The following is a 13,174-nucleotide window of genomic DNA, read 5'->3' as shown; positions in this document are numbered from 1 at the left end:
TTTAGGAAAGGCATGGCTGATTCTTTGCCTGTTTGTATCTCCTTCTTCTTTATTTTTACTTCGATTGGTGCCCTTTATCAAAGTCATGGTGTTCCATTAACGGAAACGTTGGTGGGATCATTATTGATCTATGCCGCTCCGTTACAAGTGGCGGCGGTTGGTTATCTGGCTGATGGTGCGGTAAATAGGTTTTCATAATTGTGATACACCCATTTTTCTCATCCCCGGTTTCTGCTGTTGTAAGGAAGCGGTTTCCATGAAGATTTTGACATGGTGAAGCAACTGCCACATAAATTGGCAGCAGTGGTTTCGTGTCACGGTTTCATGCAAGGATTGCCATAGACGTTCAATTTTATTCAACCACGGGGAATAGGACGGTAAAAAGAGAAGGTTAAATTGGGGATTTTTTGCCAGCCAAACCCTGACCTTCCGGCTCTTATGAATGCAATAGTTATCTAAAATTAACGTGATTGTCTTGGCACTGGTATATTGATGATTAATTTCATCTAACAATTTGATAAATAAATCTGAGTTCTTTCTCAAGCCACCGACATACGTGATTTCTTTCGTTTTCGCATTGAGGCAACCCGCAAGGTAGTGTTTTGGTTCTTTCCGGGGGTAACAACACGCTTTTGCTGTCCTTTGAAGCACCAGTCTGCACCGATTTTCGGGTTAAGGTTGATGTCCACTTCATCCTCATATAAGACAGGATGTTTCCCTGAGGCATTGGATAACGCCTCGCTGATTTTGGCCATTTTTTCATCATACTCAGGGTCAGGTAATTTTAAGGTTGGCGCCGCCCTTCGCCAAACGATGCCCGCCCGACAAAAGTAGCGATAGAGTGTACTTTGAGAGAGCGATAGGTTCAGTATCTCATTGATTTTAAGTGTAATCAGTTCAAGGCTCCATCGTGAACGGAGATAGCCAAGATGTTGTGGAGAGTGCTGTAATAAGAAAGAAATGACGGAGAGAAGCGGGGCTAAATTCCAGATGGCAGGCCTTCCCGCAGGGAGGCTTTTAAGCCCTTCCAACCCGTATAATGTTAACCAATTTACCCAACGATTAACTGAAGAACGTGAACAGTGAAGCGTTCTGGAAACGTGAGAAACCGTACTCCCTTCATGCAACATCAAGAGCGCGGTGAGGCGACGTGCATAGTTCTTATCCCGGGTTTTCTGGATAGCTTTTTTCATTTGACGTCGTTCATTTCGGGGTATTGATGTTATGATTGGCATGACTCAGTCCATTTTGGGATTTGTTTTGATTTGGCGATTAATCAGATCGCGAAAATCGGACTGAGTTCCCTTCAAGTGATCTACTATTTTGAAAACCTATTTATTTGGTCTATCAAACTGATTTTTAATCGTCTCAGATTTAGTCAGTATCACTAATTCATCGAGGCGTGTGAACACCAAGGGACTTTATCGTACTTTAACTACCAAGCGATTCTGTCGTCTTGAAATAATTACCAAGGGAAATTGACGAATCTATTTGATCAGTGATTCTCTGAATATTCCTTATACGTATTCAGAGGTTGCGAAGGATGATTACTATTTGAAAAATAATTGATTTTATTTTCAACTGATTTTGGTGATTTTTTTTGCAAGTTAACTTTCTTATCTTTCTCTATCGTTACTTATACAGCTTCCGTCGCACGGATGGCGACATTCGCCGAAAATGGGCGTATAAACCAACATTTGGTTGAAGAGGAAATCACGCGGCTCAAATACCTTGCCCGATTCGGTCTGGATTGGGAGAGCATTCAACATCATTAGAAGAGCAAGAATATGGAACTGAAATTTTTAGGTACCAGCGCGGGCATTCCGACCAAAGAGCGTAATGTCACCAGCCTGATCCTCGATTTACAGGGCATCCGCAACGCGCTGTGGATGTTTGATTGCGGTGAAGGAACGCAACACCAGATCCTGCATTCTCCCGTCAAAATAGCCAAACTGGAGAAAATCTTTATCACTCACCTGCATGGTGATCATGTCTTCGGTTTGCCCGGCCTGTTGTGCAGCCGTTCGATGGGCGGTTCTACCGATCCCCTCACGTTATATGGCCCGACCGGTATACGCCAGTTTGTGGAAACCGCGCTGCAACTGAGCAGCTCTTTCCTGACCTACCCGTTGGAAATCATCGAAATCCAGCCCGGACAACTGTTTGATGACGGCGAATTCAAGGTCACGGCTTATGCCTTGAATCATCGGGTGGAATGCTACGGTTACCGTATTGAAGAGCACGATAAACCCGGCGCACTTGATGCGGAAAAATTAAATCAGGATGGCATTCCCCGCGGCCCGTGGATGCAGACTTTAAAACAGGGCGGAACAGTAACGCTGGAAGATGGCCGCACAATTTGTGGCAAAGATTATTTAGGCGCGCCGATCCGTGGCAAATCACTGGCTATTTTCGGCGATACCGAACCGACGCCGGAAGCCCTGAAACTCGCCGCCAATGTTGATGTGATGGTGCATGAAACCACCCTGGAAGATGCGTTTGCCGCGAAAGCCAACGAACGTGGGCATTCCACGACGAAACAGGCCGCAACACTGGCGCGTGATGCCAACGTCAAACACTTTATCGCGACCCATATTAGCGGACGCTATGGTATTGAAGAGTGTCCGCGATTATTGGCGGAATGCCGGGAAATATTTCCGCATACCGATCTGGCCGAAGATTTTGCTGTATTTGTGATTAAATAAACGCTCACAAAAAAATAAAGAGCAAGGTAGTCAATGTGACATATGTATAAATATCAGTATAAATTCTGATATAGAATATTTCTTATTATTCTTCGAGAAAAACTTTTCAACATCGTTTTGGCAGGACAATAGAGAGATAAGCATGAATTACGCAAAAGTTTCACCCAAGGTTATTAATCCGCTCTATAAAAGCTATGAAGAAATTCATGCCGCTGAACTGGATCAGGCACTTATTCTGCTGGTGGAAACACGGGTATCCCAAATTAATGGTTGCGCCTATTGTTGCCATCTTCATGCCGAAGCCATCCGCAAAGATCATGGCATAGAACAAGTAAAACTGGATAAATTGCCCGCGTGGTTCAATTCCAATATCTACAGCCCAAAAGAAAAACTGGCTTTGGAATGGTGCGAGGCTTTAACCAGCAATCCTAAGCAAAGCGTATTAGATAATATTAAAGAACGCCTTGACACGGTTTTCACCGAAAAAGAGATTGTTGACCTTACCGCAGCGATCTCGCTGATGAATGCCCTTAACAGAATGGCAGTCAGTTTGGGCAGTCGGGACGAATAATAACGTCATTATTCAGGCCAGTCAGGAAACATGAAAACAAAAATTTCTGCCCGCAATCCTTGCGATGAACGCCAGCGTGAGTATAATGCGCGACGATTTGCCGGGAGAAAACATGAAAAATTGTGCTGTAAAAGCTGTTACAAAACATCAGGCTAACGAAACACTGTCTGTCGGCAGCGTAAGCGCATTGTTTTTCCCATTGCTTAAACGAACATTTAAAAAGCCCCTCAATTGAGGGGCTTTTTTTTGTCTGCCCAGTCCAAGGCTAAAAGTCATCAAAGAGGAACGTAAACATGGCTAACCCGTTATATCGCAAGCATATCATTTCAATTAATGATCTGAGCCGCGCAGATCTGGAACTGGTATTGCAGACGGCCGCTGCATTGAAAGCCAATCCCCAGACTGAATTACTGAAACACAAGGTGATAGCGAGTTGTTTCTTTGAAGCCTCCACACGCACCCGTCTCTCTTTTGAAACCGCGATTCAGCGACTCGGCGCTTCCGTCGTGGGCTTTGCTGACAGCAGCAATACTTCATTGGGTAAAAAGGGGGAAACGCTGGCGGATACCATTTCTATCATCAGCCAATATGCCGATGCGATCGTCATGCGTCACCCACAGGAAGGGGCGGCACGACTGGCTTCTGAGTTTTCCGGCCATATCCCTATTATTAACGCCGGCGACGGCGCCAACCAGCATCCGACCCAGACTTTGCTCGATCTGTTCACCATTCAGGAAACGCAGGGCAGGCTGGAAAACCTGAAAATCGCGATGGTCGGTGATTTAAAATATGGCCGGACTGTTCACTCGCTGACCCAGGCGCTGGCGAAATTTAGTGGCAACCATTTCTGCTTTATCGCGCCAGATGCCCTGGCGATGCCAAGCTATATCCTGCACATGCTGGAAGAAAAACAGGTGAGTTACAGCCTGCACAATAACTTTGAAGATGTCCTGCCTGAACTGGATATTCTGTATATGACGCGCGTCCAGAAAGAGCGCCTTGATCCTTCAGAATATGCCAATATCAAAGCCCAGTTCGTTCTGCGCGCGGCGGATCTGGTGGATGTCAAAGAGAACCTGAAAGTGCTGCACCCGCTGCCGCGCATTGATGAAATCACGGTAGATGTCGATAAAACCCCTTATGCTTACTATTTCCAGCAAGCGGGGAATGGCATTTTTGCTCGTCAGGCATTGTTGTCGCTGGTATTAAATGAAGATGTTGTTATCGCTGATTAACAAGAATAAATAGCGATTAATATTATGACTGAGGAAATTACTCCTCGGTCATAATATTATTTATAACGAAGAGTGACAATTAAAATTATAATAATCAATTTCAAATATGCGTATATTTAAAAGCGTTTTTCTTATTTTAACCTGTTATAAAATTAGGTTATTATCCGGTGTTTCGATAACATCGTTTTGTGATGTTATTTGGATGGTGAATATTTTTATGGAGCCATAGTGACGGATATTTTATCCGATATTTTTGTTTGTTCTCAGCCTGCTCCAGAGTTTAAAGGGATGTTCATCACGCTATGTTTGATTCCGGCTGAAAATAGGCAAATTGACGATATTATATTATGCAAAGGCAAAAAAATTACCACCAACAGTATACATACATTTGGGTGGCCGAGTTTTCATATGGTTACTGTGGCTCTGAACAACAAAAACCTCGACGCTACCGAGCACAGGCATTGATCCAAGCCCAAAGCCAGCATCAAGCATTAGTGCAATTATCTGAGCATATGTTGCATTCATTACGGGCAGATGAAGGCCAGTACGAGAAAATTTTGCCCTTTCTGCAATATCTGGATACCAGCGCTCACCTTGAAAAACACCTGATCCTGAATCTTAAGAACGTCAGTGAGCAACAGCCCATCATTGTGCTAAATCCACAGGATATCAGCGAGCCGCTGCCAATCGATACCGGTGATTTAGAAATCACCCAATATCCTTGTCCCCCCTTTACGGGTGAGAATCCCTTTAATCGGTACTGGATTAGCGATGATTTACATTCCCTGCTTTATCAGCAAAACCAAAATGCCACGAAATATTCCCATTGCTATCTGGTCATTGATGCAGGGGTTTACCATAAACATGCCGGCCATTTTATCGTTCCTTCATTGATGGCCTCTGGATTGCCTTATCGTTGCCTGTTTAAGGGGTCAACCCAAATTGCCCTCGAAGATGCAGCCCCTTATCTGATCGAACTGACCGGCCACGAGGACAAAGAATTTCTGCGGCAGATATTCATCACCCACTACACGCCGGATATTGGGATTTTCATCCATACTGACAGCCAGTTTGATGAACTGTATAACCACCTGCGCAAATTTCCCTACTTGCAACAAGAGCACAGTCAACAATGGGTATTTTTCCGCTTCTATTACTCACTGACCTTGGATTTAACCCTAAAAAGCCTGTCCCGTGGCGCTCTTGCTTCCTTTATGCGGCATATTGGTGCCATTTACGGTTTCAATCATGAAAATTGCCTGATGAAAGCGACCGTAACAGCAAATATCAGGGAAGCCAAACTTGAGACTGTCACGATCAATGACAGGATGAACCTCAATTTTGAACGATATATGCAGCAAAAGTACTTCCACAAGGTTAAGGCGTTTATCAAAGAGCATGTTCAGCAACAGTGTCAGGTTCCAGAAGATCAACGGTTACCCTTTATCACCAGACAGGCCAATTACGCCTACCTGAACGGATTCACCCTTGAGCTGACGGGGCTTTACTATATTGTGGCGCGCTCTGTGACCGCCAAAAATGAAGCCCTCTGGAACCACACGTTAGACGCTGTTTTGTCTGAGCCTTCCAATCAAGAAGCCAAAGCCTACAAACTTCTCAAGGAATGCCTTACCCCTACAACATGGAGCCAGTCATGACATCTTCAATAACCGACATTAGCGAAAGTGCGAATAAATCCGTATCCAGACTTGATATGGGGAGCGCGAAGTACCCGTGCGATGGGAATATCAAACCTCTCTATCCTGTCCGTTATGCCTATGTGAATTTCTTTGGGGCAGAGCTGGAAAACCCAGAAGCACCACCCGATATTCACACGCTGATGTCTGCAACCACGCTGAAAGAGAGCAAAGGCTATGCTGCCCGTCTGCTGCGCCCAGGTTGGATTTACATTCGAGAAGAAGACAGTATGGAGCATAGACCCAGTAAAACGGCCTATTTTCATATCTTTAAATACGAACAAAACGGCGAGCAGCAAACGGAGAACTTTAGAAAATTCATCTACCGGAACAAGAAAGATGCGCGTGATGGCATAATACCGGAACCGGGTTTAAATGGAGAGGGATATCCTTTTTTGTTTGTCGCGAAAGATGTCTCGAATATCAGTATTGCCTATAGTGAACATCTGTGGCATCCCGATGTCATCGCCCGTATCAATGGGGATTTGGAACTGCGTAAAAAAACCATGCAGTTCATTAATCTCGACGATGATAATCAATCCCATGCCATTGAAGCCAATGAGACTCACTTTACCAAACTGATTCAGGACTACAAAATCCGCAAAGAACAGTTTGCCGCCGCCAAAGCCAAAATTGATGCCAATAATTTCGGTGATATGGATTTAACCACCATCAGGATCGATGAACTGACCACGCAGTTATCCTATGAAATGGATGCGGATAAAATCGCTCGTGAGATCCGCAATAAGCTCTGTTATCAGGAAAAATCACGGATTGTGATCCTGCATGATCCCGTTGGGCGGCAAAAGGAAATTTTGGAAGCGCATCATATTTTGACTGCATGGCAACAATATAATGCGGAACTCAACCTTTACCCGTTAACGATAGGTTTATACATCGAAAGCCTTATTGAAGCGCATCGTAACAAACCAATAGAAAAACGTTCTATCGGGGGTGTCCTGAATCGTAGTGCAATAAAAAAACATTGGAGACCAATAAAAAACCAGCATCAAGAGTTTGAAAAACGACAGGATAACTTTATTAGTTTATTCAAAGCGTTTGCCAGTGCCTCTGAGGTTACCGGGCAAATCGGCAGCCTTGATAACTACCTGAAATATTTTTTCTCTGTCCATCAACATGAAAAAAAAGATATTTTAGAAGAAAATGATATTCAGGACATTCACTCTTTTGTGGATCTGATTTTCGACATTTTTCATGACCTACAAATGTCCATACCCGCAGAAAAAATGCTGGAAGAGTTGATTTCACTGGCAGCCGATAACCCCAGTGCAGCACTCAACGATCTCCTTGATAAAGCAGTCACTTCTTCCGACAACCTATATGATCCCAACAAACAAGCAGATTCAAAAAGAAGCGCTGCAATTACGACTGCCGTTAATAACGCTTCTCCCGAATACAGCTCTAATGCTTGGGAAATTGCCGCAACAGGGATGGTAAAGATCCTGACTCATGGTGAAAGCGGAGATATTGCCCGACTAAACTTTATCATGATACGAAGGACTTTATTAATAACCCTGATAAATCTGTTCAACAGTCTAAAAGGTGGTTGAATGAGAAGTCCCTGAAAACCTTGCAAGCCGCTAAATATGTATCAGAAAAATTTTTTGCGATATTCGGCAGAGTTTTCGGCAAAGCCGTCGCACTGATGGAAACAGGAACCATCAAGATAAAAGGTCCCTTGACTCATTTAAGTGAGGCGGCTATTCGTTTAATCACCAACAAAATTGTCCCCGTTTTATTAAAACCTTTTGGTATTGCTATTGATTACCGGATGGGGCTTCATATAACCCTTGAAGAATTCGGGGAAATTCACAAACGATTAGTAAAAATCGCCGGAAAAAAACATTATCCTGGTAATAAGGGGCCGAAGATGCCTCGATATAATGAACCCTTCAGAAAACTGCGTGTATCAGAATCCCTTTTTTATCAAAAGCGGCAGGAAATTATCCAGCCTGGAAAAGCAGAACAGGCATTCGAAAACGCCGTTAAAAAAGCGGGTAATACCGCGATAAAAGCCGGGATAAACACCGGGCAAGTCGTATCAGAACAAGTAAAAACAGCCGCCACTCAAGCCAATATTGGTATCAAACTTGCCAGCATAACGGTCAAAGAGGGTTTTAATACTTCCTTCGATTTTTTCAAAGTCGGTACACACAACACGGCAATATTACTCCAGAAAACCGCACCGGGTCTTAGCTTATTTCTTAATGTCAAAACGGCAACCTCTGTCGTTATCCAGTCCCAATTTAGCCAAAATAACCCGTTGGATCAGAATGAACTCAGCAGATCTTATGACGTTGTTAAATTTACAACAGCGCTTATTTCATTGACGGCCGACTTATTAGTCATCACATCGGAAGTCACTAAACATGCGCACAAATTTATGCCTAATGCCTCCCCAGTCCTATTAAATAGACTTACCGGAATTTCAGAAGACTTATCAGAAAAACTGGCTCGCAGATGGGTAAAAACGGGTCTTGGCTTAGTGAGTATTATTGGCGCTTATGTTTCTTTTATTGACGGTCGGAAAGCGGCATCTATTAGTAATAAAGGTGCTGCATACAGTAATTATGCGATAGGGTTAGGTAGCGCAGCATTGGGAACTGTTAGTGTCAGTATGGCAGCAAGTGCAGTTGCCGGTATTGAAATGACAGCAATGGGAGCTGCGTTGATAACAGGGATGGCTTTTATAGGCTGGATACTGGTAATTGGCGGCACCATTGGCCTGATATTTAGCAGTCGCTCTGATATGCAAAATCTGATCTGTAATAGTTTTTGGGGAAATGGGAATAAATATCCGTTTTGGGGTAAAAATAAACGACCATCATTTATAAGACAGTTAGAAATAGCCCGAGAGATAACCGATAAAACTCAAAATGATTTTGATATTCGTGGTGCTTTTGATATTGAAAATCAGGAATTTTTGAACCTGTTCTTTATGCCTGACTTGACCATTAAACCAAAACAGGAATACAAAAGATTTAGTACTGATTATACCTTTAGGTTACCTGCTTTCCAGGCTGGAAGTTCTGATCTCCAATATGCTTTTTATAAACCACTGCCTAAAGACCCCGTCGATATCTGGCATTCAGGCAACATGGCGCCCGTAGAAGTTATCCAACAACACATGGAATCTCTTAAGAAAGAAAGAGAACGTTATAAGGAGTTAAAATCTCGATCGGAAGAGATTGATGGGAAACTCTATCTCTATGATGAAGAACTTACGGCAAGATTTCGTGAAGCGTTGAAAAAAGCTAAATCTGAATACAAAGATGGTAATCTGGAGCTAACTATTAACATTGAAGATAGATATCCCTATCCCCATAAGGAAACAGCGGAATTATTTTGGCACTATATTCCATATGAAGATGCCATTGTTCCATTGCGTTACCTAACAAATACAGAAATGAGTAAAAAACCGATTATAGGATTTAAAGGTGCGGAGTTCCGATAAATGAACCATTCACAAAAAATAATTACGACTCTTCATGATGTTCCTCCAACTCTACTGATTGACCAGCAGGAATCCCTGCTGGCTATACCACTGGTGAAAAAAAGCTACGAAGCATTACAAAGTTATCTTCCCTTGAATAGTATTGACGATAACCAATGTACCCTGCGCAATACGCAACGACTTGCACGGGCAATAGTATTATTTCCTTTTCTTATTGGAATGTTGCTGTTTTTTTACCATAACATTGTTAGTTTTGTCGTTCAGAAAGAAAGAAATGAAGCCAATATCATGGATTGGGTCGAACTTGTTCGTAAAGAATACGGAGAAGAATTTTACCTGCGTAAAGATCTGCCTGATTATATGGAAGATGCCCGTTTTATTGGTAATGACAAAACTATCTCTTTCTGGAAATATCTTTATTATCGCTATAACTATTTCCATGCCAGTACCAAATTTTTAATCATCGACTTTCTACAGTTCAGCTCATTACTGGTTTTCTCTCTCTATCTGATACACCGATGCTTTTTCTGGAAATTGCAAGCGCCAATATTTATTGACCGACAGCGCCAACTGTTTTTTAGCTGGTACAAAGGCAAAGTTTATGCAGCGCGTTATTCACAAGTGGGTGTCTCCAATCAGACCGACCCGATGAAAATCGTCCATTTAATGGGGCTGGCAATGTATACATTGGATGATAATAACGCACTGGCTCGTCGCGCTTTCCAGATGTGCCTCTCTTATGGCTCCTTATGGGGATTTAATACCAGACTACGGCAGGACGAAGCCCACGCCTTTATCGTCAAATATTTATTACAAGGAAAGGATGCAGTTGCAGCCACTGATTATAAGCGTTTCCCTGCTTTGTTCTTGTTCAAAGATAAAAAACCGGCTGATTTTGATGAGCAACTTGAACGTATTTTGGCGGAATTGGATAAGCGGGATGGTGAAAAAATAAATACAGTAAGTAAATCGGCAACTGCATAAATTGATTCAAAAAGTTGGTGATCTCCAAATATGCTATCTCAGCAGTTCCATCTACCGATCGGAAGATAGAATTGCTGAAAAATGCCGTTTGAAAAAGAAAAACCGACTTACACTATGTGTTCTATTTACACAAGCCGCCGAAGTTCAGCCCGATTCTGTTCCGTGAGGGATAATTTAACCGGCACAGATTTTGAGGTTGGCGTGCCTGTACCATCACCAAAACTTTCCATTGGGACTAATGGGTTGGTTTCCGGGTAGTAAGCGGCAAGGTTGCCGCGGGGAATGGTGTAAGGCACTAACTTGAAGCCGGAAACTTTACGCTTAATCCCGTCATGCCATAGGGTTTCGATATCGACCTGATCGCCAGCTTGATATCCTAATTGAGCCATATCTTCCGGATTTATAAACAACACTTCCCGCTGTCCATAAACCCCGCGATAACGATCATCCAACCCATAAATCGTGGTGTTGTATTGGTCGTGTGAACGCAAGGTCTGCAACGTAAAAGGAACGTCAGCGCCGTCAATTTGTGGGAACAGGGTTTTCGGTAGCGGCGCAGGGCTGAACTGCGCTTTTTTGTTCGGTGTCGCAAAACGTAATTCGGCCGCCGCATTGCCAAGATAGAACCCGCCGGGGTGTTCACATTTTTGATTAAAACCCGCAAACCCCGGAATGGTGGCCGCAATATGATCGCGAATTTTATTGTAATCGCCGGCTAATTCCAGCCAGTTAATCGTCGCAGTATTGCCTACGGTCGCATTGGCAATGCCTGCCACAATCGCTGTCTCAGAACGTTGGGTATCACATAACGGTTTATTCACGCCCTCCGAAGCATGAACCATGCTGAAAGAGTCTTCTACCGTCACAAACTGCGATCCTGTGGCCTGAATATCGCGTTCGGTGCGACCCAATGTTGGCAGGATAAGCGCCCCTTTTTTACCGGTAATAAGGTGACTCCGGTTTAATTTTGTGCTGATGTGTACGGTCAAATCGCAGTGTCTAAGCGCTTCTTCTGTTCGCTGAGTATCCGGAGCCGCGGCCGCAAGGTTCCCGCCCAGTGCAATCAACACCTTCACTTCGTCACGCAACATGGCACTCAACGCTTCCACCACATTGTGGCCGTGAGCACGAGGTGGCTCGAAACCAAAATGCGCGGCCAGGCTATCCAAGAAAGATGGGGACGGTTTTTCATTAATTCCCATCGTCCGGTTACCCTGGACATTACTGTGACCCCGTACCGGACAAAGCCCTGCGCCCGGTTTACCCAATTGGCCAAAAAGTAATTGCAGGTTGACGATTTCGCGCACGGTCACCAAAGAGTGTTTATGTTGCGTTATCCCCATTGCCCAAGTACAGATGACGCGTTCAGCACGCTGGTAAATGGAGGCCGCCTCGCGCAATTGTGCTTCGCTCAACCCCGATTGCTCTTCGATCAATGACCAGTCGGTTGCCGCCACTTCTTGCAGGTAAGCCTCCACGCCTTCGGTGTAGGTTGAGATGAATTCCAGATCAAAAATACCTGATTGACCTTCGGCCAGCAGACGATTATGAGTTTCCAAAAGAGCCTTAACCATCCCACGCACCGCGGCCATATCTCCGCCAAGTTTGGGCTGATAATAACGATGGCTAATTTCCCCTGCCCTTGGTGTGATCACTTCGAGCGGCTTTTGGGGATCAGCGAAACGCTCCAAACCGCGCTCACGCAACGTGTTAAAAGTCACGATACGTGCACCCCGTTCAGCCGCGTGCCGTAAGCTATGCAGCATGCGTGGGTGATTGGTGCCGGGGTTTTGGCCGAAGACAAAAATGGCATCGGCGTGATCAAAGTCTTGCAGCCGAATTGTCCCTTTCCCAACGCCTAAACTTTTTAGCATGCCGCTGCCACTGGCTTCATGACACATATTGGAGCAATCAGGAAAGTTATTTGTGCCGACCAGACGGCCAAAAAGTTGATACAGCCATGAAGCCTCATTACTGGCGCGCCCTGACGTGTACAGTTCAAGCTGATTGGGATTATCCATCGACTTAATATGGCGGGCAATCAGGGTAAAAGCCTCATCCCAACTGATCGGCTCATAATGATCCGTCTGCGGGTTATAGCTCATCGGTTCCACTACTCGCCCTTGGTATTCAAGGAAATAATCACTTTGCCGGTAAAGTTGACTCACACTGTAAGTGGCGAAGAATTCCCGATCAACATAGCGGCGAGTGGCTTCCCAAGTCACGGCCTTGGCGCCGTTTTCACAAAAACTAAACAGGCTTTTGTTGTCATCTCCCCATGCGCATCCGGGACAATCGAAGCCTCTGGGCTTGTTCATGCGCATCAGGTTAACCATATTTTTCAGGGCTTGTTTACTGTCAAAGACGAAGCGGGTTGTTGCCTCCAGTGAACCCCAACCCCCCGCAGCCGCGTGGTAAGGTTTTATTTTTGATTTGAATTTCATAAAAATCTCTATTTTTTATGCCGCGGTCAACACGCTCTGGCCACAGATTTGCAGGTGAACCCA

At 44.3% G+C, this 13,174-nt stretch carries 10 protein-coding genes and 1 pseudogene; 9 read left to right on the top strand and 2 right to left on the bottom strand.

What is annotated here, in order from left to right; translation table 11 throughout:
* Nucleotides 1–12 precede the first annotated feature (12 nt).
* Nucleotides 13–198, top strand: coding sequence for an AzlC family ABC transporter permease (locus XDD1_RS02445; protein WP_045968366.1), 186 nt, complete (start codon nucleotides 13–15; stop codon nucleotides 196–198).
* Here XDD1_RS02445 and XDD1_RS02440 read toward each other — a convergent pair.
* A pseudogene (locus XDD1_RS02440) lies at nucleotides 193–1,235 on the bottom strand (IS630 family transposase). The gene XDD1_RS02445 and the pseudogene XDD1_RS02440 overlap by 6 nt on opposite strands.
* A 552-nt stretch (nucleotides 1,236–1,787) precedes the next feature.
* Between XDD1_RS02440 and rnz the strand changes: the two are divergent.
* The 8 genes from rnz to XDD1_RS02400 all read left to right on the top strand — a co-directional run bounded on the left by rnz (nucleotide 1,788) and on the right by XDD1_RS02400 (nucleotide 10,667).
* Nucleotides 1,788–2,705 (top strand): ribonuclease Z, encoded by a 918-nt coding sequence (gene rnz / locus XDD1_RS02430; protein WP_045968362.1) that lies wholly within the window; start codon nucleotides 1,788–1,790, stop codon nucleotides 2,703–2,705.
* 142 nt (nucleotides 2,706–2,847) lie between these two features.
* Nucleotides 2,848–3,276, top strand: a complete 429-nt coding sequence (locus XDD1_RS02425) for a carboxymuconolactone decarboxylase family protein (RefSeq protein WP_045968360.1) — start codon at nucleotides 2,848–2,850, stop codon at nucleotides 3,274–3,276.
* A 64-nt stretch (nucleotides 3,277–3,340) separates the two neighbouring features.
* On the top strand, nucleotides 3,341–3,511 hold the full coding sequence (locus tag XDD1_RS19595) for a hypothetical protein (protein ID WP_167541619.1): 171 nt from the start codon (nucleotides 3,341–3,343) through the stop codon (nucleotides 3,509–3,511).
* A 58-nt stretch (nucleotides 3,512–3,569) separates the two neighbouring features.
* Nucleotides 3,570–4,511, top strand: coding sequence for an aspartate carbamoyltransferase (gene pyrB, locus XDD1_RS02420; RefSeq protein ID WP_045968358.1), 942 nt, complete (start codon nucleotides 3,570–3,572; stop codon nucleotides 4,509–4,511).
* A gap of 347 nt (nucleotides 4,512–4,858) precedes the next feature.
* Nucleotides 4,859–6,169, top strand: coding sequence for a DUF4123 domain-containing protein (locus XDD1_RS02415; protein WP_045968356.1), 1,311 nt, complete (start codon nucleotides 4,859–4,861; stop codon nucleotides 6,167–6,169).
* The gene (locus tag XDD1_RS02410) at nucleotides 6,166–7,779 is read left to right on the top strand and encodes a toxin VasX (protein WP_045968354.1); all 1,614 of its coding nucleotides are present in this window, start codon (nucleotides 6,166–6,168) and stop codon (nucleotides 7,777–7,779) included. The genes XDD1_RS02415 and XDD1_RS02410 overlap by 4 nt, the downstream gene beginning before the upstream one ends.
* A complete protein-coding gene (locus XDD1_RS02405; RefSeq protein ID WP_045968351.1) occupies nucleotides 7,776–9,683 on the top strand; it encodes a hypothetical protein in 1,908 nt (635 codons plus the stop codon). The genes XDD1_RS02410 and XDD1_RS02405 overlap by 4 nt, the downstream gene beginning before the upstream one ends.
* Nucleotides 9,684–10,667 carry a hypothetical protein gene (locus XDD1_RS02400; RefSeq protein WP_045968349.1) on the top strand — a complete coding sequence of 328 codons (984 nt, stop codon included), beginning with the start codon at nucleotides 9,684–9,686 and terminating at the stop codon, nucleotides 10,665–10,667. It begins immediately after the preceding gene.
* A gap of 125 nt (nucleotides 10,668–10,792) precedes the next feature.
* Here the strand turns inward: XDD1_RS02400 and XDD1_RS02395 are convergent, their stop codons facing one another.
* Nucleotides 10,793–13,111 (bottom strand): FdhF/YdeP family oxidoreductase, encoded by a 2,319-nt coding sequence (locus XDD1_RS02395; RefSeq protein WP_045968348.1) that lies wholly within the window; start codon nucleotides 13,109–13,111, stop codon nucleotides 10,793–10,795.
* Between the last annotated feature and the right edge of the window lie 63 nt (nucleotides 13,112–13,174).

Source organism: Xenorhabdus doucetiae, assembly GCF_000968195.1.
GTDB classification, from domain to species: Bacteria; Pseudomonadota; Gammaproteobacteria; order Enterobacterales; family Enterobacteriaceae; genus Xenorhabdus; species Xenorhabdus doucetiae.
This window is presented reverse-complemented; position numbering and strand designations above follow the sequence as displayed.